21 protein-coding genes are annotated in these 24,508 nt (G+C 66.8%); 11 read left to right on the forward strand and 10 right to left on the reverse strand.

Going from position 1 to position 24,508, the window contains the following annotated elements; all coding sequences use genetic code 11:
• The first annotated feature begins 1 nt into the window (after position 1).
• The gene (locus NS1_RS07185; RefSeq protein WP_062982735.1) at positions 2 to 1,180 is read left to right on the forward strand and encodes an FAD-dependent oxidoreductase; all 1,179 of its coding nucleotides are present in this window, start codon (positions 2 to 4) and stop codon (positions 1,178 to 1,180) included.
• On the opposite strand, the gene dnaE is transcribed toward NS1_RS07185, so the two are convergent.
• Positions 1,153 to 4,653: a DNA polymerase III subunit alpha gene (dnaE, locus tag NS1_RS07190; RefSeq protein WP_062982885.1), complete on the reverse strand. Its 3,501-nt coding sequence runs from the start codon at positions 4,651 to 4,653 to the stop codon at positions 1,153 to 1,155. The genes NS1_RS07185 and dnaE overlap by 28 nt on opposite strands.
• A 221-nt stretch (positions 4,654 to 4,874) precedes the next feature.
• Here dnaE and NS1_RS07195 point away from each other — a divergent pair, with 221 nt between their 5' ends.
• Positions 4,875 to 5,933, forward strand: coding sequence for a LysR family transcriptional regulator (locus NS1_RS07195; RefSeq protein ID WP_255284448.1), 1,059 nt, complete (start codon positions 4,875 to 4,877; stop codon positions 5,931 to 5,933).
• Here NS1_RS07195 and NS1_RS07200 read toward each other — a convergent pair.
• Positions 5,864 to 7,507 (reverse strand): acyl-CoA synthetase, encoded by a 1,644-nt coding sequence (locus NS1_RS07200; RefSeq protein WP_062982737.1) that lies wholly within the window; start codon positions 7,505 to 7,507, stop codon positions 5,864 to 5,866. The two genes, NS1_RS07195 and NS1_RS07200, sit on opposite strands and share 70 nt — an antisense overlap.
• Positions 7,508 to 7,568: 61 nt before the next feature.
• Between NS1_RS07200 and NS1_RS07205 the strand changes: the two genes are divergently transcribed.
• A complete protein-coding gene (locus NS1_RS07205; protein WP_062982739.1) occupies positions 7,569 to 8,351 on the forward strand; it encodes a crotonase/enoyl-CoA hydratase family protein in 783 nt (260 codons plus the stop codon).
• A gap of 52 nt (positions 8,352 to 8,403) precedes the next feature.
• Here the strand turns inward: NS1_RS07205 and NS1_RS07210 are convergent, their stop codons facing one another.
• Complete coding sequence (locus NS1_RS07210) at positions 8,404 to 8,820, reverse strand: VOC family protein (RefSeq protein WP_062982741.1); 417 nt, start codon at positions 8,818 to 8,820, stop codon at positions 8,404 to 8,406.
• A gap of 149 nt (positions 8,821 to 8,969) precedes the next feature.
• On the opposite strand from NS1_RS07210, the gene NS1_RS07215 reads away from it, so the two are divergent.
• The gene (locus NS1_RS07215) at positions 8,970 to 9,968 is read left to right on the forward strand and encodes a sigma-70 family RNA polymerase sigma factor (protein WP_062982743.1); all 999 of its coding nucleotides are present in this window, start codon (positions 8,970 to 8,972) and stop codon (positions 9,966 to 9,968) included.
• A gap of 13 nt (positions 9,969 to 9,981) precedes the next feature.
• On the opposite strand, the gene NS1_RS07220 is transcribed toward NS1_RS07215, so the two are convergent.
• Together NS1_RS07220 and NS1_RS07225 are read right to left on the reverse strand one after the other, a co-directional pair.
• Complete coding sequence (locus tag NS1_RS07220) at positions 9,982 to 11,517, reverse strand: acyl-CoA synthetase (protein ID WP_062982746.1); 1,536 nt, start codon at positions 11,515 to 11,517, stop codon at positions 9,982 to 9,984.
• 21 nt (positions 11,518 to 11,538) lie between these two features.
• Positions 11,539 to 12,576 (reverse strand): LLM class F420-dependent oxidoreductase, encoded by a 1,038-nt coding sequence (locus tag NS1_RS07225; protein ID WP_062982748.1) that lies wholly within the window; start codon positions 12,574 to 12,576, stop codon positions 11,539 to 11,541.
• A 60-nt stretch (positions 12,577 to 12,636) separates the two neighbouring features.
• Here NS1_RS07225 and NS1_RS07230 point away from each other — a divergent pair, with 60 nt between their 5' ends.
• The 5 genes from NS1_RS07230 to NS1_RS07250 are packed head-to-tail and all read left to right on the forward strand — an operon-like array spanning position 12,637 to position 17,107.
• The gene (locus NS1_RS07230) at positions 12,637 to 13,608 is read left to right on the forward strand and encodes a Zn-ribbon domain-containing OB-fold protein (protein ID WP_056818863.1); all 972 of its coding nucleotides are present in this window, start codon (positions 12,637 to 12,639) and stop codon (positions 13,606 to 13,608) included.
• A 16-nt stretch (positions 13,609 to 13,624) separates the two neighbouring features.
• Entirely contained in the window at positions 13,625 to 14,638 is a 1,014-nt protein-coding gene (locus NS1_RS07235) for a thiolase family protein (protein WP_062982887.1), read from the forward strand.
• Positions 14,635 to 15,804: a thiolase family protein gene (locus tag NS1_RS07240; protein WP_056818865.1), complete on the forward strand. Its 1,170-nt coding sequence runs from the start codon at positions 14,635 to 14,637 to the stop codon at positions 15,802 to 15,804. Before NS1_RS07235 ends, NS1_RS07240 begins: the two co-directional genes overlap by 4 nt.
• On the forward strand, positions 15,801 to 16,691 hold the full coding sequence (locus tag NS1_RS07245) for a TIGR03619 family F420-dependent LLM class oxidoreductase (RefSeq protein ID WP_056818867.1): 891 nt from the start codon (positions 15,801 to 15,803) through the stop codon (positions 16,689 to 16,691). The genes NS1_RS07240 and NS1_RS07245 overlap by 4 nt, the downstream gene beginning before the upstream one ends.
• Complete coding sequence (locus NS1_RS07250; protein WP_056818869.1) at positions 16,688 to 17,107, forward strand: nuclear transport factor 2 family protein; 420 nt, start codon at positions 16,688 to 16,690, stop codon at positions 17,105 to 17,107. Before NS1_RS07245 ends, NS1_RS07250 begins: the two co-directional genes overlap by 4 nt.
• Before the next feature lie 65 nt (positions 17,108 to 17,172).
• Here the strand turns inward: NS1_RS07250 and NS1_RS07255 are convergent, their stop codons facing one another.
• Positions 17,173 to 18,462 carry a cytochrome P450 gene (locus NS1_RS07255; protein ID WP_303752906.1) on the reverse strand — a complete coding sequence of 430 codons (1,290 nt, stop codon included), beginning with the start codon at positions 18,460 to 18,462 and terminating at the stop codon, positions 17,173 to 17,175.
• 132 nt (positions 18,463 to 18,594) lie between these two features.
• On the opposite strand from NS1_RS07255, the gene NS1_RS07260 reads away from it, so the two are divergent.
• Positions 18,595 to 19,758 (forward strand): steroid 3-ketoacyl-CoA thiolase, encoded by a 1,164-nt coding sequence (locus NS1_RS07260; RefSeq protein ID WP_062982750.1) that lies wholly within the window; start codon positions 18,595 to 18,597, stop codon positions 19,756 to 19,758.
• 365 nt (positions 19,759 to 20,123) lie between these two features.
• On the forward strand, positions 20,124 to 20,540 hold the full coding sequence (locus tag NS1_RS07265) for a helix-turn-helix domain-containing protein (protein WP_019044759.1): 417 nt from the start codon (positions 20,124 to 20,126) through the stop codon (positions 20,538 to 20,540).
• A 131-nt stretch (positions 20,541 to 20,671) separates the two neighbouring features.
• Here NS1_RS07265 and NS1_RS07270 read toward each other — a convergent pair whose 3' ends face one another.
• From NS1_RS07270 to NS1_RS07285, 4 genes are all read right to left on the reverse strand, one after another.
• Entirely contained in the window at positions 20,672 to 21,706 is a 1,035-nt protein-coding gene (locus tag NS1_RS07270; RefSeq protein WP_062982752.1) for a hypothetical protein, read from the reverse strand.
• Positions 21,703 to 22,218 (reverse strand): ImmA/IrrE family metallo-endopeptidase, encoded by a 516-nt coding sequence (locus NS1_RS07275; RefSeq protein WP_056818874.1) that lies wholly within the window; start codon positions 22,216 to 22,218, stop codon positions 21,703 to 21,705. Before NS1_RS07275 ends, NS1_RS07270 begins: the two co-directional genes overlap by 4 nt.
• Before the next feature lie 11 nt (positions 22,219 to 22,229).
• Positions 22,230 to 23,348: a hypothetical protein gene (locus NS1_RS07280; RefSeq protein WP_157125123.1), complete on the reverse strand. Its 1,119-nt coding sequence runs from the start codon at positions 23,346 to 23,348 to the stop codon at positions 22,230 to 22,232.
• A 202-nt stretch (positions 23,349 to 23,550) separates the two neighbouring features.
• Positions 23,551 to 24,462 carry an SDR family oxidoreductase gene (locus NS1_RS07285; protein WP_062982756.1) on the reverse strand — a complete coding sequence of 304 codons (912 nt, stop codon included), beginning with the start codon at positions 24,460 to 24,462 and terminating at the stop codon, positions 23,551 to 23,553.
• Between the last annotated feature and the right edge of the window lie 46 nt (positions 24,463 to 24,508).

Consider the following 24,508-nt stretch of genomic DNA (forward strand, 5'->3'; position numbering starts at 1 on the left):
AATGCCCGCCACCTCACTGCCCGAAGCCACCTCCGTCGTCATCGTCGGCGCGGGTCCCGCCGGGCTCACCGCCGCGATCGTGCTCGCCGAAGCCGGCGTCGACCATGTGCTCATCGATCGACTCGGCGAGGGCGCCAACACTTCTCGGGCTGCGGTAGTGCATGCCAGGACGCTCGAGGTGCTCGACGGGCTCGGCATCGCGAGCGCACTCGTCGAACGCGGAATCGAGGTGCCGACCTTCAAGCTGCACGACGGCGCGAAGACGTTGGCCACCATCGAATTCGGCGATCTCCCCACCGAGTTCCCGTACACGCTGATGGTGCCGCAGGACGTCACCGAGCAGGTGCTCCTCGACCGGCTGCACGAACTGGGCGGCGCGGTGCACCGGCCGCTCACGGTCACCAAGGTCACCGAGGAGAACGGCAGCGTCACTGTCGAATACGTCGACGAGGGCGACCAGCGTGGTCGGCTCGTGGCCGATTACGTGATCGGCGCCGACGGCATGCACAGTGTCGTGCGCGAGCAGGCGGCCATCGGGTTCACCGGCGACACCTACCCGGCCTCCTTCATCCTGGCCGACGTCCGGATGAGCTGGCCGACCCCGCGTTCGGAGGTGTCGCTGCACCTGTTCCCCGAAGGCGTCACCGTGGTCGCCCCGCTCCCCGACGACGCCCACGACCGCTATCGCGTCGTCGCCACCGTCGACCAGGCGCCGGAACACCCCACCCTCGACGACATCCAGTCACTGCTCGACACCCGTGGCCCCGCAGGCAAGATCCATGTGGACGAGGTCCTGTGGAGCTCCCGCTTCCGCGTCCACCACCGCGTAGCCGACCACTACCGCGCGGGCCGAATCCTCCTTGCGGGCGACGCCGCCCACGTGCACAGCCCGGCGGGCGGCCAAGGCATGAACACCGGCATCCAGGACGCCGCCCTACTCGGCACCCTCCTGGCGAAAGTCACCGCAGGCGAACCGGATTCGATCCTCGACACCTACGAAACCATCCGCAGACCGATCGCCCTCGAAGTCGTGGACTTCACCGACCGCATGACCAGAATGGCGACCCTGCGGTCCACCCCCGCTCGCACCGCGCGCAACACCGCCTTCCGCCTACTCACCCGCATCCCCGCGGTCCGCGGCAAGCTGGCCTATCAACTCTCAGAACTCGGCAACCGCTGACCCACCAGACAGCCGGGGCCGAAGATCGCTTTGAGCTCGCCCATCAGCGCCGGAGTACTGCTGATCCGGAAGCTGGGGTCGATCGAGTACCTCTTCGGCCCTTTGCGTCCGTGGAATTCGATGTGCAGTTCGGTGTCGCCCGGGTGGCGTCGCAGCGCTTCGCGTAGCGCTGCGACATTGCCCTTCGTGCAGGCCTGGGTCGTGATCTTCAGGACGACCGGCGCGCCGTGGCCATTCATATCCGGCACGGTCAGGTCGTCACCGAACAAGGAGGTCCGCCCGTCGCGCACTGTGACGCGAGCGGTGACCAGGACAATCGCATCCTCGGTCAGCCGCGTGGCGACGGCCGCGTAGGGCGCGGGGAAGAACAGGACCTCGGCGCCCGCTTCGAGGTCCTCGATCTGCACGATCGCCCACGGCTCCCCCTTCTTGTTCACCCGCCGATCGATCGCGACGACGATGCCCCCGAGAACGACGGTACGGCCGTGCGGAATCCGGCCTTCGAGAACAGCGGTGATCGAAGTGTCCGCGAGCGCGGCCAGCGTGTTCGCGACTCCGTCGAGCGGATGCCCGGAGACATAGAGCCCGAGCATCTCTCGCTCGTAGGCCAGGCGCTGCCGCTCGTCCCATTCCTGCTCGGGAACCGGAACGGCGAAGCTGCTGACCGAGGCTTCAGCGGTCATGAACAGATCGAATTGGCCTGCCGCAGCCGCTTTCTTGATCCCGACCACCGCGTCGACCGCCTCCGAATGTACCTGGTACAGGCCATGGCGACTGTGCCCTAAAGAGTCGAAAGCTCCTGCCTTGACCAGTGATTCGACGACCTTCTTCGCGCAGGCGGTGAGGTCGACCTTGTCGAGATAGTCGGAGAATTCCGTGAACGCGCCACCGGCCTCGCGCGCCCGGACAATCGCCGCGACGACCGGCGCGCCCACATTGCGCACCGCTTCGAGCCCGTAGCGGATGTCGGTACCCACCGAAGAGAAGGTGGCGACCGACTCGTTGACGTCCGGCGGCAGCACCCGGATCCCGCGCTTGCGGCAATCGGCGAGGTAGATCGCGGTCTTGTCCTTGTCGTCGCCGACCGAGGTCAGCAGTGCTGCCATGAATTCCGCGGGATAGTTCGCCTTGAGGTAGGCGGTCCAGTACATGATGAGGCTGTATCCGGCGGCGTGCGACTTGTTGTAGGCGTAGCCGGCGAACGGCAGCACCGCCTCCCACAGCGCGGTGACGGCGTCGTCGCCATACCCGTTGCGGCGCATACCGTCACGGAAGTTCTCGAACTCCATCGCCAGCACTTCGGGCTTCTTCTTGCCCATGGCACGCCGCAGCAGATCGGCCTGACCGAGGGTGTACCCGGCCACCCGCTGCGCGATCTGCATGATCTGTTCCTGATAGACGATGAGCGCGTAGGTCTCGGACAGGATCTCCCCCAGCGCGTCGTCGAGCTCCGGATGGATCGGGATGACGGCCTCGCGCCCGTTCTTGCGATCGGCATAGGACCAGTGCGCGCCGACACCCATCGGCCCTGGCCGGTACAGCGCGTTCGAGGCGACCAGGTCGTTGAATTCGGTCGGCGCCATCTTCAGCAGCAGTTCCCGCATACCCGCCGAATCCAGCTGGAACACACCGAGATTGTCGCCTCTGGCGAGCATGGCGTAGGCGGCCGGATCGTCGAGACCCAGTGTGTCCAAGTCGAGTTCGATGCCGCGGTTCGCAGCGATGTTGTCCAGGCTGTCGCCGATCACGGTGAGTGTGCGCAGGCCGAGGAAGTCCATCTTGAGCAGACCGATGGCCTCGCACGACGGATAGTCCCACCCGGTGATGACGGCTCCGTCCTGCGGGCGCCGCCACAGCGGAACCACACCCAGCAGCGGTTCGCAGGACATGATCACCGCGCACGCGTGCACGCCTGCGCCGCGAACCATTCCCTCCAGCCCGACCGCCGTGTCGTAGATGGTGCGCACGTCCGGATCGGACTCGATCAGGGTGCGCACCTCGGCGGCTTCGCAGTAGCGTTCGTGGGCCGGATCCATGATCCCGGCGACGGGGATGTCCTTGGCCGCCACCGCCGGTGGCAGAGATTTCGTGATCCGATCCGCGAGGGCGAATCCGGGCTGACCGAACTGGACGCGGGCGGCATCCTTGATCGCCGCCTTCGTTTTGATGGTGCCGAAGGTGATCACCTGCGCGATCTTGTCCGCGCCCCAGCGCTGGGTGGCGTAGCGGATCATCTCGCCGCGCCGCCGGTCGTCGAAGTCGATATCGATATCGGGTGCGGACGGCCGCTCCGGATTGAGGAAGCGTTCGAAGAGCAGTCCGTGCTGGATCGGATCGATATTGGTGATGGCCAGGGCGTAGGCGACGAGCGAGCCGGCGGCCGACCCGCGCCCCGGACCCACCCGGATACCGACCTCTCGCGCGTGCGCGACCAGATCGCCGACGACCAGGAAATAGGCGGGAAATCCCTTGTCCCGGATGATGTCCAGCTCGAATCGCGCACGGTCACGGTAGGTGTCGGGGACACCACCCGGGAACCGCCACCGCAGCCCGGCATCCACCTCGACACGCAACCAGCTGTCCTGGTCGTGCCCCTCGGGAACCGGGAACACCGGCATCCGGTCCTGGAACGCCCACACCTCGTCGTACGGTTCGACGCGTTCGGCGATCGCGAGCGTCGCGTCGCACGCGCCGGGCACCTCGTCGTCCCAGAGAGCGCGCATCTCGGCCGCCGATTTCAGGTAGTAGCCGTCGCCGCCGAATTTGAATCGGGTGGGGTCCGAGAGCGTCTTGCCCGTCTGCACGCACAGCATCGCCGCATGCGCCGCTGACTGCCCTCGCAGCACGTAGTGACAGTCGTTCGTCGCCAGCGGCGCGATGCCTGCCTTGGTCCCGATCGCGAGCAGGTCTTCGCGTACTCCGCGCTCGATGGCGAGGCCGTGGTCCATCAGTTCGAGGTAGAAGTTGCCGGGGCCGAAGATCTCACGCCAGGTTCCCGCGGCCTGATACGCCGCGTCGAACTGACCGAGGCGCAAACGGGTCTGTACTTCTCCCGAAGGGCAACCGGTAGTCGCGATGATTCCGTCGGAGTATTCGGCGATGAGCTCGGCGTCCATCCGCGGCCACTTGCCGAGCTGCCCCTCGAACGAGGCGAGGGTGGACAGGGTGAACAGATTCCGCAAGCCGACGGCGTTCGCCGCGAGCATCGTCATATGGACGTAGGCACCCGATCCCGACACATCGTCGGCCTTCTGCGACGGATCGCCCCACCGGACCCGATCGGTCGACCGTCGCGAACCCGGCGCCACGTACGCCTCGATGCCGATAATCGGCTTGATACCGGATCGCTGCGCCTGGCGGAAGAAGTCGGACGCTCCGTACATGTTGCCGTGATCGGTCATGCCGACCGCGGGCATCCCGAGCCGTTGCGCCTCGGCGAACATCGGGTCGACCTTAGCCATCCCGTCCAGCATCGAGAACTCCGTATGGTTGTGCAGATGCACGAAGGAAGCTGAATCGCCCACCGGGAACCGCCTTACGCTGTCGACTGTCTCGCCGGTGCGCCTACCCTCGATACCTCGGTGGCCAAGGTGTTTACGACCGGATCGCGCTGCATTCCAACCCGCGGCATGGTGGTAGGTCGAACAACCATCGCGCCCCGGTGCACACCCGAGGCCTGTACATGGAGGTGGACATGGATCTCGATCTCGCTGCCGTGCGCACAATCGTTGCCGTGGCGGAGGAAGGTCAGTTCAGCTATGCCGCCGACCTACTCGGCATCAGCCAGCAGTCGGTCTCCAAACGCGTCGCCAAGATCGAGGCGCAACTGCGGACGACCCTGTTCGAGCGGACGCCGACCGGGGCCGTGCTCACGCCCATCGGGCTGCGTTTCCTCCCGCACGCCAGGGCTATTCTGGCTTCCACCGATGCGGCGATACGGGCGGTGCGCACGCCGTTGCGGGTCGCTGTGCACGGCGACCGGATAGCCGACGCCGAGGTGATGCGGTTCTATCGCAGCCATCGACAAGCTGCCGACGTCGAGACAGTCATCGCGACCATTACTCCACGCAATGCCGTGGTCGAGGGCAAGGTCGACGCCGCCTTCGCCAGGGCGCACTGGGCCGCAGCGCCGCTGCCGAGTGACATCACCGCTATCCCGGCTTACCTCGAACCACTGCGGCTGCTGGTCGGTAAGGACCACCCACTCGCCACTCGAACCCACGTGACGCTCGCCGACCTGCGCCCTTTCACCGCTTGGGTTCCCGGCGCTGCCGTGCACTCCGAGTGGGCCGACTTCTACAACCAGCTCAGCCGTTTCAGTGGCATCCGCGTCGAGACCGGTCCCAGAGCCGTGCCGATGGCGCGCATCGTCGAGCAGGTCACCGCCTCCCGCACCCTGGCCACCTTCATCGGCGAGGCGACCAGCACGCCGTGGCACCCGGACAGCCGCCAGATTCCGATCACCGATCCGGTCCCCGCCTATCCCTTCGCCCTGCTGTGGAAAACGGCCAACCGCCACCCCGAACTCGCTCATCTCATCGACCACGTGCGCGGTACGTACAACCGCGATGCCGCCCTCGGATGCTGGATTCCGGCGACCGACCGCGCCCTGTTCACCGCCGAACGCGAAAATGGCCCGCCCAGCGAAAACGCTGGACGGGCCACGACTTCCATCACTCGGCGTCAGGCCGAGCCTGCCTCCGCGTGCTCGTCGGCAGGCCGCTCATCCGTCTGTGACTTGGCCCAGCGGTAGTCCGGCTTGCCCGCGGGCGAGCGCTTGATCTCGTCGACGAACCACAGGCTGCGTGGCTGCTTGTACGACGCGATCTCCTGCGCCAGTACCGGTTTCAGGTCGGCCAGGGTGGGGCGGTTCTCACCGCGACACTGGACGACGGCGACGACCCGTTGGCCCCAGCGGGCGTCCTCGACACCGACCACCAGCGCGTCGAAGATGTCGGGGTGCGCCTTGAGGGCGCCCTCCACCTCTTCGGGGTAGATCTTCTCGCCACCGCTGTTGATGCTCACCGAACCGCGGCCGAGCATGGTGACCGAGCCGTCCTCCTCGACGCGCGCGTAGTCACCTGGGATCGCGAAGCGGACCCCGTTGAACTCCTTGAACGTCGCGGCCGACTTGACCTCGTCCTTGTAGTAGCCGAGCGGGATGTGCCCGCTGCGCGCCAGCAGGCCGACGACACCGGAACCCGGCTCCACCGGATTGCCTTCCTCGTCGAGTACCTGGGTGGCCGCGTCGATCTTCACCCGAGGGCCACCGGTGTGGGTGGCGCCCTTGGCGACCAGGGAGAGCCCGCCGAAGCCGGTCTCCGAGGAGCCGATGGAGTCGGAGATCATCCGGTTGGGCAGCACCTCGAGGAACTTGTCCTTGAGCGAGGGCGAGAACAGCGCCGCGCTGCTGGCCAGCACATACAGGGTCGAAAGATCGTAGGGCTCACCGGTTTCCGGGTTGCCTTCGGCGAGCGCGTCGAGCATCGGGCGGGCCATCGCGTCACCGGTGATGAAGATCAGGTTGATGCCGTGCTTGTCGACGGCCTGCCAGACACCGTGCCCGCTGAACTCCGGGATCATCACGGCCTTGCCGCCGCCGAACAGGCTGTGGAAGGTGGCCCACTGCGAGCCGCCGTGGATCATCGGCGGGATCGGGAAGCGCACCATCTGCGGGTTCTCCGCGCCGATCTTGGCCAGCTCCCACTCGTCCTTGGTGTACTCGCCGGTGACGAAGTTGATGCCCGCGCCGAGCACCCGCCAGACGTCCTCGTGCCGCCACATCACGCCCTTGGGCAGCCCTGTGGTGCCGCCGGTGTAGAGCATGTAGATGTCGTCGGGCGAGCGCTCCTCGAAGTCGCGTTCACCCGACGAACCGGCCAACGCCACTTCGTACTCCACGGTGTCCGCGCCGGTGGGGCCCTCGGTGCCGTCGTCGACGACGATCACCGTCTTCAGGGCGGGCACCTTGTCCCGCACCGCCGCCACCTTGTCGGTGTAGCGGCGCTCGTGGATCAGCGCCACCATGTCGGAGTTGTCGAAGATGTGCAGTAACTCGTTCTCGACATAGCGGAAGTTGACATTGATCATCACCGCCCGCGCCTTGAAGACGGCCACCATCGCCTCGACGGCCTCGACGGTGTTCCTGGAATAGATTCCGACTTTGTCGCCGGGACGCACACCCTGTTCCAGCAGGTAGTGGGCCAGTTTGTTGGCCCGCTCCTCTAGTTCGGCGTAGGTCGACTCTCGATGTTCGCCGACCAGCACGATCCGGTCGGGCATCAAGTCGACGGCATGTTCGACGAGATCGGCTATGTTGTAGCTCACAAGGACAAAAATAGAACGTGTTACTGTTTCTGACAAGACTCAACTTGTCAGGAGTACGAAAATGGCCCACTGCCTGGTCGAGAAACGCGACCATGTCCTCATCGTCACCATGAACCGCCCCGAGGCGCGCAACGCCCTCTCCGGCGAGATGATGGCGATCATGCGCGACGCCTGGGACCAGGTGGACAGCGATCCCGACATCCGCGTCGCGATTCTCACCGGTGCGGGCGGGGCCTTCTGCGCGGGGATGGACCTGAAGGCGATGAGCTCGCAGCATCCGGGAGACACCGCCTCCAGCGGCAGCTGGGACCCGGCCTACCTCCCCGCACTGCTGAAGGGGCGGCGACTGGCCAAGCCGCTGATCGCGGCGGTCGAGGGCCCTGCCATTGCCGGTGGCACCGAGATCCTGCAGGGCACCGATCTGCGCGTGGCTGGGGAAAGCGCCAAGTTCGGCGTCTCCGAGGCCCGTTGGGGCCTGTTCCCGCTGGGTGGTTCCGCGGTGCGGCTGGCCCGGCAGATCCCGTACACGGTGGCCGCTGATCTGCTGCTGACCGGTCGGCACATCACCGCTGCCGAGGCCAAGGACATCGGCCTGATCGGCCATGTGGTCCCCGACGGAACCGCCCTCGACAAGGCCTTGTCGCTGGCAGGCCAGATCGCCGACAACGGCCCGCTCGCCGTCCAGGCGATGCTGCGCACCCTGCGCGAAACCGAGGCCATGCCGGAGAACGAGGCGTTCCCCATCGAGGCGAAGATCGGCATCGAGGTGTTCAGATCAGCCGACGCCAAGGAAGGCCCGCGAGCCTTCGCCGAGAAGCGCAAGCCGAACTTCACCGGTTCCTGAACGCCACCAGGGCGCCGGGCTCGAGGCCCCGCGCCCTGGTCGGCTGGGGTGCTCACGCGCCCGGGTAGTCCATGTAGAACGGCTCCCACTGGTGGCCGTCGGGGTCGATGAAGGTGCGACCGTGCATGCCGACCTGGGCCTCCTGCGCTCGCTTGTCCTCATTGGTCTCCTCAGTGGCGCCCGCCGCGACGGCGGCGTCGGTCAGCACGTCGACCTCCTCGGCACTGGCCAGCGACAGCGCGTACCCCGCGGCGGCGGTGTTGATGGTGTCGGCGATCGGACGTGAGCTGAAGGTCGAGAAGAACGGCTTTGTCAGCAGCATCAGGCAGATGTTGTCGTCGATCACGATGCACGACGCGTTCTGATCGGTGAAATCCTCGTTGACCTTCCAGCCCAGCGCCTCATAGAAGCCCTTAGAACGGTCGAGGTCGGCGACGGGGAGGTTGATGAAGATCATCTTGTTGCTCATGGGATCAGCCTTTCGAGGCGTCGTTGCGGTCTCGTTCATGTAGACGCGTCGGCTGGTCCGGATTCATCGCATCCACACAAAGTTCGCGGAATCGGGATAGTCCGTTTTCGGCTCTGTCGGCTGTCGGACCCCTGTGGCATCGTGAAACTATGAGCGACGCCGCAACCGCCACCACCGGGCCTGATCCCGCTGTACTCGCCGAATTCGAGACGCATCGGCGCGAGTTGTGCGCCTACGCCTATCGCATGCTCGGCTCCTCGTTCGAGGCCGAGGACGCGGTGCAGGAAACCTTCACCCGAGCCTGGCGCTCCTACGATTCCTTCGAGGGCCGCGCGAGTCTGCGCTCGTGGCTGTACAAGATCGCCACCAATATCTGCCTGGACATGCTCGACCGTCCACAGAGTCGTGCCAGACCGATGGATCTCAACGGGCCGGGCCGCCCGGATTCGCCGCTGCCCATGCCACAGCCCGATTACGTGTGGATCGAGCCGATTCCGAACGCGCTCGCCTTCGGCGCCGACCCGGCCGACCACGCCTCCACCAGAGACACCCTGCGCCTCGCCTTCGTCGCGGCCTGCCAGCACCTGCCCGCCACTCAGCGCGCGATCCTGATCATGCGCGAAGTGCTGCGCTTCTCCGCGGGTGAGACCGCCGAAGCGCTGATGATGTCGCCCGCGTCGGTGAACAGCGCGCTACAGCGGGCCAGGGCCACCATGTCGAAGGTGCAGCCCACCGTGACCGACAGTTTCGACGAGACCGATCCCGATCAGCGCAAACTGGTCGACGATTTCGTCACCGCGTTCGAGGCCTACGACATGGACACGCTCACCACGCTGCTCAAAGCCGATGTGGCGCTGTCGATGCCGCCGTTCGACCTCTGGATCTCGGGCCCGGAGAACGTGGCCGCGTTCATGCTCAGTACGGGCAGCGCGTGCCGCGATTCGCGGATGGTGCCGCTGGTCGGCGCCAACGGCTCGCCCGCCTTCGGCCATTACAAGCCGAGCGAGGAGCCCGGCGTCTGGGTGCCGTGGTCGATCACGGTGCTCGAGCTGGAGGGCAACACCATCGCCGGCCTCAACTTCTTCCTCGACACCCAGCGCCTGTTCCCACTCTTCGGGCTCGAGCCGGAGTGGCGCGAGCCCGTCTGAGCGAGAACGGTTTTCACAGCAGGCGGCGCTTGTACAGCTTTCCGTTGGGATCGCGGGGCAGCTCCGCACGGTATTCCACCGTGCGGGGCAGCTTGTACTTCGCGAGCTGACCGGCGGCGAATTCCAGGATGTCGGCGCTGAGTTCGTCGCTGCCCTCGGTGCCGGGCACCGGCTGCACGAACGCCTTCACCTGCTGACCCCAATCCGGGTCGGGCACACCGAGTACCGCCACATCGGCGATCTTCGGGTGGCTCATCAGCACGCCCTCGATCTCGGCAGGGTAGATGTTCACCCCGCCCGAGAGAATCAGGTCCGAACGCCGATCACAGAGGAACAGGTAGCCGTCCTCATCGAAGTAGCCGATGTCGCCGACGGTGAACATCTCACCGACGCGCGACTCCTCGGTCTTCTCCTTGGCCTTGTGGTATTCGAAGCTGGATGCGCCCATCTTCATGTAGATCAGGCCCTCTTTGCCCGCGGGCAGTTCGGTGCCGTCCTGCTCGTCGAGCACCTTCACCACCGACCACGGCCACGCCTTGCCCACCGAGCCCGGCTTTTCCAGCCACTCGGCGCCGGTGATCACCGTGCCGCCGCCCTCGGTCGCGGCGTAGTACTCGGTGACGACCGGTCCCCACCACTCGAGCATGCGTCGCTTGGTGTCGGGCGGGCACGGCGCCGCACCGTGGATCATGCTGCGCAGCGAGGACATGTCGTAGCGGGCCCGCACCTCGTCGGGCAGGGCCAGCAGCCGGTTGAACTGCGTGGGCACCATGTGACTGTGGGTGACCTTGTACTTCTCGATCAGCGCGAGCATGCCCTCGGCGTCCCAGCGATCCATCAGAACGAGCTTGTGCCCCATCTGGATCGAGATCGTCGAGTTGTTCAGCACGGCCGTGTGATAGAGCGGCGAACCGCAGATGTGCACGTGATCGTCGTAGGGACCGAGGCCGAACAGACTGAAGTAGGCCTGGTTCGCCGCGGGAACGACATCGGGATCCGCGCCGGTCAGCGGGCGGCGAACGCCCTTGGGCCGACCGGTGGTGCCCGAGGTGTAGAGCATCGGCGCGCCGATGGAGCGCTCGTCCGGACGACCGGTGTCGGCGGCCCCGAGCCACGTTACCGGCCGGAACCCGGCGATCGTGCCCGCCGAGAAGCGGGCTTCGGCGGAGAGTTCCGCGAGGTCGGCCGCTTCGGCCGCGGTGTCTGCGAACCTTTCGCTGGCCAGGAATGCCGATGCCTCGCTGTCGCCGAGGATGTAGGCGATCTCCGGCGCGGTGAGGTGCCAGTTCACCGCGACGATGTAGAAACCGGCCTGGTAGGCGGCGAAGTACGCGGCGATCGCCTCGACCCCGTTGTGCAGCATGCTGACCACGACGTCGCCGGTGCGCAATCCGATGCCGCGTAGTCCGTTGGCGTAGCGGTTGGCGAGGGTGGCCAATTCTCGATAGCTGATCTCCCTACCGTCCGGGTCGACGAGGGCGATCCGTTCAGGATCGGCCTCGGCGATATTCCACAGTCCGAGGACTTCCGTTGTCTGCTGGCTGCTCACCCTTCGAATTTAGAACGTGTTCTACATGGTGACAAGGGGTTGGAGCCGACGCATTTGTTCGGCATCCGACACCGAGACAAGCATCATCGTCACGCCCGCGTCCTCCCATTCCTTCAGCCGGGTGCGCACGTGGGCCTCGTCGCCGAAGATCGCGGTGTCGGTGATCAGCTCGTCGGGCACCGCCGCGGCGGCCTCGGCCTTGCGTCCCGCTTGGAACAGCGCGGAGATCTCGTCGACCTCGGCGCCGTAGCCCATCCGCTTGTACACCTGGGCGTGGAAGTTCAGCTCGGGAGCGCCCATGCCGCCGATGTAGAGCGCGCTCACCCAGCGCATCCGCTCGATCTCGGCCGCCGGATCGTCGGTGATCACCACCTGCGCGCTGGCCGCGATCTCGAAATCGGCCCGCGAACGGCGCGCGCCCGCACGCGCGAAGCCCTCGTCGAGCCACTCGTTGTACATGCCCGCCAGGCGCGGGGCGTAGTAGATCGCCAACCAGCCATCGGCGATCTCGGCGGTCTGGGCGACGTTCTTCGGGCCCTCCGCGCCCAGCCAGATGGGCAGATCAGCGCGCAGCGGGTGCACGATCGGCTTGAGCGGTTTGCCGAGCCCGGTGGCGCCTGGGCCCCCGTACGGGAGGCCGTAGTGCTTGCCCTCCGAGGTCACCGGCGCCTCGCGGGCCAGCACCTTGCGCACGATGTCGACGTACTCACGCGTGCGTTTCAGCGGCTGGGCGAACGGCTGCCCGTACCAGCCCTCCACCACCTGTGGACCGGAGACGCCGAGGCCGAGGATGGCCCGGCCGCCGCTGAGGTGGTCGAGCGTGAGCGCGTGCATCGCGGCCGCCGCGGGAGTGCGGGCCGACATCTGCGCCACCGATGTACCGAGGCGCACGCGCTCGGTGGACGACCCCCACCAGGCCAGCGGAGTGAAGGCGTCCGAGCCCCAGGACTCAGCCGCGAACACCGCGTCGAACCCCGATTCCTCGGCCGCGATCACCAGTTCGCCGGCGTTGGCGGGCGGCTGCGCGCCCCAGTATCCGAGTTGAAGTCCGAATTTCATGATCGGCGCCCTTTCGGCGAATCCTTGCGAGCAGAATAAGAACCTGTTCTACTCGATATCGTGACCCAGGGGAATACCGCAGTGGAAGTATTGAGTGCACCCCTTCGGGTGCGATTCGACTACACCAGGTCCGTCGGACCCATCATCGGCGCATTTCTGACCGGACTGCGCGAACGCCGGATACTCGGCGCTCGCGGCAGCGACGGCCGGATACTCGTGCCACCACCCGAATACGATCCACTCACCAGCGCGCCGGTAGGCGAGTTGGTCGAGGTCGCGGCAACCGGCACCGTCACGTCCTGGACGTGGGTGTCGGAGCCATTGCCCGGCCAGCCGTTCGACCGCCCGTTCGCCTGGGCGCTGATCCAGCTCGACGGCGCCGACACAGCTCTGCTGCACGCCCTCGACGTTACCGACCCCGGCCAGCTCAGCACGGGAATGCGGGTCAGTGCCCGCTGGGCCGACGAGCGCACCGGCCGCATCCAGGACATCGCCTGCTTCGCGCCGGGCGAGACCACCCAGACCGCGATCTCCGCCGAAGACACCGAAGCTCTGGTCACCATGCTGACCACTCCCGTAGACCTGAACTACAAGCACACCGCCTCCCCGCAGGAGAGCATCTACCTGCGCGGCCTCGCCGAGGGCAAGCTCATCGGCGGCCGGTCCGAGGCGGGCGGGCGGGTCTACTTCCCGCCGCGTGGCGCCAATCCGACCGACGGCACCCCGACCAACGACCTGGTCGAGCTGCCGGACAAGGGCATCGTCACCACCTTCTGCATCGTCAACGTGCCGTTCCTCGGCCAGCGGATCAAGCCGCCGTATGTGGCCGCCTACATCCTGCTCGACGGCGCCGACATTCCGTTCCTGCACCTGGTGCTCGGCTGCGAGGCCAGCGAGGTGCGGATGGGAATGCGGGTCGAGGCGGTGTGGAAACCCCGTGAGGAGTGGGGTCACACGATGGCCAATATCGACCACTTCCAGCCCAGCGGTGAGCCCGATGCACCGTACGAGTCCTTCCAGAACCACCTCTAGAGAGGCGACGGTGACCATTCCCGAAATCGCGGTGGTGGGGTTCGCCCACGCACCGCATGTGCCGGAGACCTTCGGCACGACCAATGGCGTCGAGATGCTCGTGCCGTGCTTCCAGCAGCTCTACGCGACCCTCGGCATCACCAAGACCGACATCGACTTCTGGTGCTCCGGCTCCTCGGATTACATGGCGGGTCGTGCCTTTTCGTTCATCTCCGCGGTCGACGCGATCGGCGCGGTGCCGCCGATCAACGAATCGCATGTGGAGATGGACGCGGCATGGGCCCTCTACGAGGCGTGGGTGAAACTGCGTTCCGGCCAGGCCGAGACGGCGCTCGTGTACGGCTTCGGCAAGGCCTCGGCGGGTAATCTGCATCAGGTTCTGACCATGCAGCTCGACCCGTATCTGGTCGCGCCGCTGTGGCCGGACGCCGTTTCGGTCGCCGGGTTGCAGGCGCGAGCCGGGCTCGATTCCGGCCGGTGGACCGAGCAGGAGATGGCCGCTGTCGCCGGCGGTGACATCGAATCCTTGCTTTCCGCGCCGTATGTGGCCGATCCGCTGCGCGCCCACGACATCGCGCCGATCACCGACGGCGCCGCCGCGATCGTGCTCGCGGTCGGCGACCGGGCCAGGGAACTGTGCGAGCGCCCGGCGTGGATCACCGGAATCGCGCACAACATCGACGCCCAGGCGCTCGGTGGCCGCGACCTGACCCGCTCCCCCTCCACCACCAAGGCCGCCGCGGTGGCGACCGGCGGCAACACCACCTTCGACCTCGCCGAACTGCACGCGCCGTTCAGCCACCAGCAGCTGATCCTGGCCGAGGCGATCGGTCTGCCCGCGGGCACGCCGGTGAATACCTCCGGTGGCGCGCTCGCCGCCAACCCGATGTTCTCGGCCGGACTGGAACGGATCGGGTGTGCCGCCGAGGCCATCATCTCCGGCACTGCCAACCGGACTCTCGCTCATGCGACCAGCGGCCCTGCGCTGCAGCAGAACCTGGTCGCCGTTCTCGAATCGGAGGCACGATGAGCTTCCCCGCGGCGGTGCTCGGCACCGGCCAAACTCATCACGTGACAAAACGTACGGACGTGTCCATGGCGGGCATGTGCCGTGAGGCGATCGATCGCGCACTCGATGACGCGGGCCTGACCATTGCCGATATCGACGCCGTCGTCGTCGGCAAGGCGCCCGATATGTTCGAGGGCGTCATGATGCCCGAGCTGTATCTCGCTGAGGCACTCGGCGCGGCGGGCAAACCGCTGCTGCGCGTGCACACCGCCGGTTCGGTCGGCGGCTCCACCGGCGTCGTCGCGGCGAACCTCGTACAGGCCGGCGTGCACAAACGCGTGCTCGCCATCGCCTGGGAGAAGCAGTCCGAGTCGAATGCCATGTGGGCGTTGTCGATTCCGGTGCCGTTCACCATGCCGGTCGGCGCGGGCGCGGGCGGCTACTTCGCCCCGCACGTGCGCTCCTACATCCGTCGCTCGAACGCGCCACTGCACATCGGCGCGATGGTGGCGGTGAAGGATCGGCGCAACGGCGCGAAGAACCCGCTCGCGCACCTGCATCAGCCCGACATCACCCTCGATTCGGTCCTGGCATCCCAAATGCTCTGGGACCCGATCCGTTTCGATGAGACCTGCCCGTCCTCCGACGGCGCGTGCGCGCTGGTGATCGGCGATGCCGAGGCTGCGGCGGTGGTCGAAGCCGAAGGCAAGAAGGTGGCCTGGGTCCACGCGACCGCGATGCGGACCGAGCCGACCACCTTCTCCGGTCGCGACCAGGTGAACCCACAGGCGGGCCGGGACGCGGCCGCCGCCCTGTGGAAGTCGGCCGGGATCACCGATCCCCTGGAAGAGATCGATGTCGCCGAGATCTATGTGCCGTTCTCCTGGTTCGAGCCGATGTGGCTCGAGAACCTCGGCTTCGCCGCCGAGGGCGACGGCTGGAAACTCACCGACAAGGGTGAGACCGAAATCGGTGGACGCCTGCCGGTGAATCCCTCGGGCGGCGTTCTCTCGTCCAACCCGATCGGCGCCTCGGGCCTGATCCGATTCGCCGAAGCCGCCAAGCAGGTGATGGGACGCGCAGGCGATTACCAGGTGTCGAACGCGCGCAAGGCACTCGGCCACGCGTACGGCGGCGGCTCCCAGTACTTCTCGATGTGGGTCGTCGGAAGCGAGCCCCCGGCATGAAGTTCACCGTCGGTATCGCGCTGAGCCCGCTGGAACAGCTCGCGGAGCTGGCCAAGACGGCCGAGGAATGCGGGTTCACCTCCATCGGCCTGCCCGACTCGCTGTTCTATATGAAGTCGCAGGCCGCCGACTACCCGTACACCCCGGACGGCAGCCGCTTCTGGGGCCCGGAGACTCCCTGGGTCGACCCGCTGATCGCCGCGGCGACGATGGCCGCGGTGACCACGAAGCTGCGGTTCTACACCAACGTCCTCAAGCTCGGCTCGCGCAATCCGCTCCTGCTGGCTCGCCAGGTCGGCTCGATCGCCAATCTGTCGGGCAACCGCTTCGGCTTCGGCGTCGGAATCGGCTGGGCGCCTGAGGAATTCGAGTGGTGTGGCGTTCCGTACGCCCGCCGCGGCGCGAGGGTCGACGAGATGATCGAGGTCATCCGGCTCGTCCTCGACGGCGGCATGGTCGAATTCCACGGCGAGTTCTTCGATTTCGACGAGCTGCAGATGAGTCCGGCGCCGAGCGAGCGGGTGCCGTTCTACATCGGCGGGCACACCGGTCCGGCACTGCGCCGGGCCGCGCGCATCGGTGACGGCTGGACCTCGGCGATGATGAAGTTCGACGACCTCGTCACCACCATCGGCACGCTGGGCGACCTGCGTGCCGAATACGGCCGGTCCGAGGAGCCGTTCGAGATCCAGGCCGTCTGCATCGACAAGTTCGGTCGCGACGGCTATCAGGATCTGGCCGACGCGGGCGTCACCGACAACATCGTGGTGCCCTGGCTGGCCGACGGTATCGGGTTCGACGGCGAGCTGGCGGCCAAGCAGGACTCGATGCGCAAGTTCGCCGAGAAGTACATCGCCGACCCCATCATCGCGAAGGTAGCGCCATGACCGAGACCGTAGTCGAGAATTCCGCCCGTGCCGCGGGCCTGGCATCCCAGGCCGCTGTCCGGGCCAAGGATCGGGCCGCCTGGGTCGCGCTGTTCGCCGAGGACGGCATCGTCGAAGACCCCGTCGGCCCTTCGGGTTTCGACCCCGAAGGCGTGGGCCACCGCGGCCACGAGGCCATCGGTGCATTCTGGGACAAGGCCATCGCCCTCACCGAATCCATCGAATTCCGCTTCGAGGACTCCTTCGCGTGCGGCAATGAAATCGCCTTCACCGGCCTGATCCGCACCACCATGGCGGGCCATGTCATCGACGCCGAGGGTGTGTTCACCTACAAGGTTCGCGCCGACGGAAAGATCACCGCTTTGCGCGCCTTCTGGGAAGTGGACCGCGCGGTCGCGACCACGCGCCCCGTATAGCCGAAGCAGCAAACACGAGAACAGCCCGGGACCTTTCGGTCCCGGGCTGTTCTCGCTGTGACGACTCAGTGCGCAACAGGGCAACCGGCGGGCTTGTAATCGACCGGAAGCTCCTTGATCCCGTTGAGCCAACCCGAACGCAGACGTTTCGGATCACCGATTTGCGTGATATCGGGCAGATGATCAGCAATCGCGTTGAAGATCAGATCGACCTCGAGCCGAGCCAGGTTCGCGCCGACGCAGAAGTGGGCGCCGGTGCCACCGAAGGCCAGGTGCTGGTTGTCGGCGCGGGTGATATCGAACTTCTCCGGGTTCTCGAAAACCTCTTCATCGAAGTTTGCCGAGCGATACAGCATGACCAGGCGCTGACCCTTCTTGATCTGCACCCCACCCAACTCGGTGTCCTCGAGCGCGGTGCGCTGGAAGGAGGTGACCGGGGTCGCCCAGCGGATGATCTCGTCCGCCGCGGTGGCGGGGCGCTCCTTCTTGAACAACTCCCACTGGTCGGGGTTCTCCATGAAGGCGATCATGCCGTGGGTGATGGCGTTGCGGGTCGTCTCGTTGCCCGCGACAGCCAGGACGATCACGAAGAAGCCGAATTCCTCCGGCGTGAGGTGCTCGCCGTCGACGTCGGCCTGGATCAGCGTGGTCACCAGATCGTCGGCCGGTTCGGCCTTCCTGGCCTCGGCCATCTGGTAGGCGTAGCCGAGGATCTCCATCGACGCGGCGACCGGATCGGCAGTGCTGTCGGGATCGTCGTAGCTGGTCATGTCGTTGGACCAGTCGAAGACCTTCATCCGGTCCTCCTGCGGCACACCGATCAGTTCGGCGATCGCCTGCAGCGGCAGCTCACACGCCACCTGGGTGACGAAGTCACCGCTGCCGGACTCGAGCGCTCGCTTCACAATGCCTTCGGCACGGGCCGAGAGTTCGGCGCGCAGGCCGTTGATCGCGCGCGGGGTGAAGCCCTTGGCGATCAGCTTGCGCAGCTTGGTGTGCTCGGGGGCGTCCTTGTTCAACAGGACGAAGCGCTGCAGTTCGATCTGCTCGCGCTGGATGTCGTCGTTGAAGCGCGGGATCGCGGTGTTCTCGAAGGTCGAGAACACATCGCTGCGGCGCGATACCTCTTTGACATCGGCGTGCTTACTCACCACCCAGAAGCCGTCGTCATGGAACCCGCCCACCTCGGGCGACTGCGGGTTCCACCAGATCGGGGCCGTACGACGCAGTTCGGCGAACTCCTCGGCCGGAATCCGCTCGGCGTAGATGGCCGGGTCGGTAACGTCGAACCCGTCCGGCAGGTTCGGCCGGGCACCCGTCACAGGGCCGGCGTGTTCGGTGCTCGGATCTACCACCAGATGTCTCCTTCGACAAACTGAAACACGTTCTATAATCATTCAAGCATAGCGGTCGCCGCGACGGAAGAACCTCGCGGTTTTACCCTGAGCTCAAAATCGGAACCTGTTGCAGTTATGAGGGAGAATCACATGGGCACACCCGTGATCGTCGAGGCCGTGCGGACCCCCATCGGCAAACGTCGAGGGCAACTTTCGGGACTGCACGCCGCCGAATTACTCGGCCTGGCCCAGCGCGGACTACTGGACCGGGCGGGTCTCGACCCGGCTGAGGTCGAGCAGGTGATCGGCGGCTGCGTCACCCAGGCGGGCGAGCAATCCAACAACGTCACCCGCGTCGCCTGGCTGCACGCGGGCCTGCCGTGGCAGACCGGCGCGACCACGATCGACGCCCAGTGCGGCTCGGCCCAGCAGGCCAACCACCTCATCGCGGGCCTCATCGCCACCGGCGCTATCGACGTGGGCGTCGCGTGCGGCGTCGAGGCGATGAGCCGGGTGCCGCTGGGCGCCAATGTGGGCACCGAGGCAGGTACCCGACGGCCCGCGTCGTGGTCGATCGATCTGCCCGACCAGTTCGGCGCCGCCGAGCGCATCGCCCGCAGGCGCGGGATCACCCGCTCCGATATCGACCGATTCGGCTTGCGCTCACAGCAATTGGCAGCCAAGGCGTGGGCCGAGGGCCGCTACGACCGCGAAGTGCTGCCGATCTCGGCCCCGGTACTCGACGGCGAAGGCGTGGCCACCGGGGAGAAGGTGGAGGTTGCCCGCGACCAGGGTCTGCGCGCCACCACCATCGAAGGGCTGTCCGCGCTGAAACCGGTCGTGGCCGACGGCATCCACACCGCGGGTACCTCGTCGCAGATCTCCGACGGCGCCGCCGCGGTGCTGCTGATGGACGAAACCGTCGCGCGCCGAAAGGGTTTGCGCCCGCGCGCCCGGATCCATACCCAGGTTCTCGTCGGCGCCGAACCGGAGTTCCATCTCGACGGTCCGGTTCAGGCGTGCACCCGCCTACTCGAGCGTTCGGGAATGACGATTGGCGATATCGATCTATTCGAGATCAACGAAGCATTCGCGTCGGTCGCACTTTCGTGGGCTGCCGTACATCAACCTGACATGGACCGTGTAAATGTCAACGGCGGCGCGATCGCAATCGGGCATCCTGTCGGCTCTACCGGCTCCCGCTTGATCACAACCGCGTTACACGAACTCGAACGCACAGGTCAGGGCACTGCCATGGTGCTCATGTGCGCCGGCGGCGCGCTGGCGACCGGGACCATCATCGAACGCCTGTAGACTGACCCATACCGAAACCGGGCGCCCAGGTTGAACATTCATCCCAGGGCGCCCGGAACGTGTCGTACGCCACAAAGTCACGGGGGGCAGGGGGATGATGAGATGTCAGCTATCTTTGGGTTATTGCGCGGTGAGGGCTGAAGAGCCCCGCGACGGGCACGAACCCGGGCCCCCCTGCGCTCCGTAAGAGTCGTTGGCCTGACCCGCAAACGCGTCCGCCGCCGCCCCTGCACGCAGGTGAGCGTCGGAAATCGTCGAGAAATCCTGAATCAGGCGTAGGTTTTCAGTTACTGAGCCGCTAATATCAATGATACGTATCCGAGATAACGACTGTTAGTACAGTGAAGGGAATTGGGCGGCTCACAATGGCTGATTTCGCGGCGCGGCTGAACAAGCTGTTCGAAACCGTGCATCCCCCGGGGCGCAAGCCGCATACCAACGCAGAGGTTGCGGCTGCGCTGACTGCCTCCGGGCATCCGATCTCGAAGCCGTATCTCTCGCAGTTGCGGTCGGGACAACGAACGAATCCGTCCGACGAGACGGTGGCCGCCCTGGCGAAGTTCTTCAAGGTCAAGCCTGACTACTTCTTCAACGATATCTACGCGGCCAAGATCGATCACGACCTGGAGCTGCTCGCGCAGCTGCAGGGTTACGGACTTCGTCGACTGTCGAGTAGGGCATTCGATCTGTCCGAAGAATCACAAAATCTGCTCACATCGATGGCGGAGAAGTTGCGGGCCAGCGAAGGCTTGCCCGAAATTCCTCCGGACGGAACAGAATAGGATCTACGCAACCGGTCGGCCTGACGCACCTGATGGTGTCCTGGGTGCGGCCGTAAAAACGTCGGATACGCAGACAACGGGCCTGAGACGGTGGAAATCACCAGCTCAGGCCCGTTTTTTGCGTTGAGCGGTCAGCTCGACGTAGCGGCGTTCTGCGGTGCCGACTTCGCGTCAGACACCGCGCTCTCGTACTGATTCGCGAGCGCGAGCACCCAGCCGCGGGGGCTGATGCCGGGCGGCGGAGCGATCCAGCGCGCGTCGACGAACAAGTCCCCCAACGGATTTCGCGCCCACTCGGCCACCACCGCGGCCCGCTTCGGCACCGAGTTCGGCGGCTCGCCTGCCGCCGGGATGACGATGCCGCTGCCCGAGAGCAGATACAGCGCGTCCATCACCTGAGCCATGTGATCGGAAGCCTTCAGCTGTGCCGAAGTGGCGTTCTGCTCGGGCGCGACAACCTCGGGGAACCGACCCACCATCAGCTGGTGCAGCGGCCGGATCCGGCGCAGCAGGACCTTGGCCCGCCACCAGAGCTCGATCACGATCGACACGGCGCCGAGTGCGATCAGCAGCGCGGCGATCTCCCACGCGACCCATCCCCACAGCGGTTCGTCGGGCGGCGTCGGCGCGGCGTCCTGGAGGGCGCGGCCCACATTGGCCACGGCGAGCACCGCGACCAGCGCGGTGCCCGTGATGTAGATGGCGATGCCGCGACCGAGGATGGTCCAGTCCAGATTGCGCAGACCGGTGGTCACGATGAACACCGCGCCGAGCGCGACCGCGACCCAGCCGAAGGTGAACGACCACGCCAGGGTGATCGCGATCGCCACCGCGCCGATGCCGTACACGATCATCGCGACCTGGCGCAGGTTGCGCCGCGAGACCACCGGCCACGCGGCCGAGGCCACCACCGAGGTGGCCGTGGTGAACAGGATCCAGGCCGAGATGACGATGCCAGTGGACAGCCAGCCGCTGTGCACCCCACCCTTCATCAGGTTGTCGATGGCGACGGCCATCTCCGGAATGGCGGCGGTGACCGCGAGCGCCACGGCGGCGACCGCGACGACGATGGCCACGCGGGCGGTCGTCGCGGGCTTCACCAGCACGCGACCCACTCGCGCACCCGCGGCAACCCAGACCAGCAGGGCTGTCAACCAGAGTGTCATCCGAGCGCCTCATCGAATCGAAGGACCGAGACGCCTGCGCCCCGGTTGCTGAATACGCGAAGTCGCGTCATGAGCATCGCCGCGAAGGTCTCGGCTTCCCACTCGGCGAGATCGTCGGCGCCGTCGTCGACGATCTGCGCGTGGGCGCGCTGGCTGAGCATGTAGGCGATCAGGTCGTCGCTGACTTCGAGGGTCGTCTCCACCGCGGGCGCGCCCTCGTGGTCGAAGACGATGTGGCCGAGTTCGTGCGCGAGGGTGTGATCGCGACTGGGGAGTGCGTCGGCGAGCACGATGATGTCGCGCTCGGGATAGAACCGGCGCTGACCGCACACGCCGGGGCCCAGGTTCGCACTGGTTATTTCGATTTCGCGTTGCCGCTCCAGCGAGATGGCGTGGACCACCTCGTCGAGGGTGGTGGCGTCGAAGTCGGCGGCGACCGCGCACACCGCGTCGACGGCGGCGGCGACGCGGCGATAGGACCGGGAGGTGCTCTGGGTCTTGCTCTTACTCATCGAAGATCCCCTCACGACCTCGGTCCGAAGAACTCGGCACGCGCCGCGTTCACCCGCGCTTGGGCTGCCGCGGCACCTTGGAAACTCACTGCGCCCGAACCGGTCGCGGCGAGGGTCAGCGCGATCAGGCCGCCGATCACCGACAGCAGCTCGGGTTCGGGCAGGGCGCTGTTGTCGCTGGTCGGCTTGAACTCGTGGTTCGGCTTGGCCGCCGGCGCCGGTGCGGCCGCGGCGGGCGGCGCCGCGGGGGCCTGCGCCGCGGGTGGCACGGCTGCCGGAACAGGCACTGCCACAGCCACATTTGGAACACCGGGGATCGCCGGTGCGGCGGGGATCGTGATCGACGGCAGAGCCGGTGCGGCCGGGACCGAGGGGATCGGGATCAGGAGCAGCAGCAGTGGCGAGGCCGAACCGACGGCCGCCGAACCGACCGCGGCCGAGCCGACGGCGGCCGAACCCGCGCCCGCGGAACCTACCCCCGCGGAACCGACTGCGGCAGAACCGACTGCGGCAGAACCTGTTCCGAGGACAGCTGAGCCCGCGCCGAGTGCGGCGGAACCGGTACCCGCGGCGGCCGAGCCGACCGCGGCCGAACCCGTGCCGAGAACCGCGGCGGCTCCTGCCGAACCCGTACCGAGAACCGCTGCCGCACCTGCCGAACCCGTACCGAGAACCGCTGCCGCACCTGCCGAACCGGTGCCGAGGATGGCGGCCGCGCCTGCGGAGCCCGTACCGAGTACTACGCCCAGGCCCGCCGACCCGGTGCCGAGCAGCACGCCGAGCCCGGCCGAACCGGTGCCGAGGACAATGCCCGCGGCTGCCGAGCCCGTGCCTGCCGCGGCGGAGCCGACGGCGGCCGAGCCGGAAAGTGGGCCCGCGACTTCCTTCTTGGGGAGATCATCGCTCGATTGGCCCGGGATGGCGAGGGGGGCCCATTCGCCTTCGTCCGCGATCGAGGCGCCTGACTGCGGGTTGCCGTTGCCCTGCCCACTGCTTCCGGTGTCGGGCGCCTGCGGCGCAGGTGTGGGCGGTTTTTCCGGGGCGGCCATCGCGACAGCGGGCCCTAAGAGCGCACAGCCGACCAGGACACTCGCAGCGGCAAACACGCGCAACATGCGACCAATGGCCATGCGCTAGATCATCCCCTTAGTTATTCAGCGCAGCACTAACCCCCGGTCGCGACACATTCCGGGATCGACGAACAGTAGCCCATAGTAAACCCAGGGCCTCAGCCCCGCAGAAGAGAGCAAGAGTCATCCAGCCCCCTAGACGTAGGTGACATGCCATAGGCGCAGGCCGGGGACTTTTCCCCGGCCTGCGCCTCAGAGTTAGCTACGCGCCGTAAACCGGCTCCGGCGGAGTGCTCTTCTCGATCAGTTCCTTGACGACCGGACCCAGCTCGGCAGGGTTCCAGCGAGCGCCACGATCGACCGGAGTGCCATGGAGCCAGCCCTGCGCCAGTGCGACCTTTCCGCCCTCTACCTCGAACATCCGGCCGGTCACCCCGGCGGATTCGGTGCTGCCGAGCCACACCACCAGCGGCGAGACGTTCTCCGGAGCCATCGCGTCGAAGCCCGCGTCGGGAGCGGACATGGTGTCGGCGAAGACCGTCTCGGTCATCCGGGTGCGGGCGGCGGGGGCGATGGCGTTCACCGTCACGCCGTACCGGCCGAACTCAGCCGACGCGGTCAGTGTGAGGCCCGCGATACCCGCCTTGGCCGCGCCGTAGTTGCCCTGGCCGACGCTGCCCTGCAGACCGGCGCCGGAGCTGGTGTTGATCACGCGGGCGTCCACCGGACGGCCCGCCTTCGATTCGGCCCGCCAGTACTCGGCCGCGTGCCGCATGGTGGCGAAGTGGCCCTTGAGGTGCACGCGAACCACCGCGTCCCACTCGTCCTCGCCGAGGTTCACCAGCATGCGGTCGCGCACGAAGCCGGCGTTGTTGACCAGCACGTCGAGCCCGCCGAACGTGTCGACGGCCTGGCGGATCAGGCGGCGAGCGCCTTCCCAGTCGGCGACGTCGTCGTAGTTGGCGACGGCCTCGCCACCGGCGGCGACGATCTCGTCGACAACCTGCTGAGCGGGGGTTTCCGTGGTCGCGGCGCCGTCGAGTGCGGTGCCGACATCGTTGACCACCACGCGGGCGCCTGCTGCTGCGAAGGCCAGGGCGTGGGCGCGGCCGATTCCTCTTCCGGCGCCGGTCACGATTACCGTGCGGCCGGCGCAAATTGACTGGTCGTCCATATTGCACTCCTGTGTTTATTGGCGGCTGGCGCCGCGGGATTTTCGG

This window comes from Nocardia salmonicida NBRC 13393 (assembly GCF_001613085.1).
Classification (GTDB): domain Bacteria; phylum Actinomycetota; class Actinomycetes; order Mycobacteriales; family Mycobacteriaceae; genus Nocardia; species Nocardia salmonicida.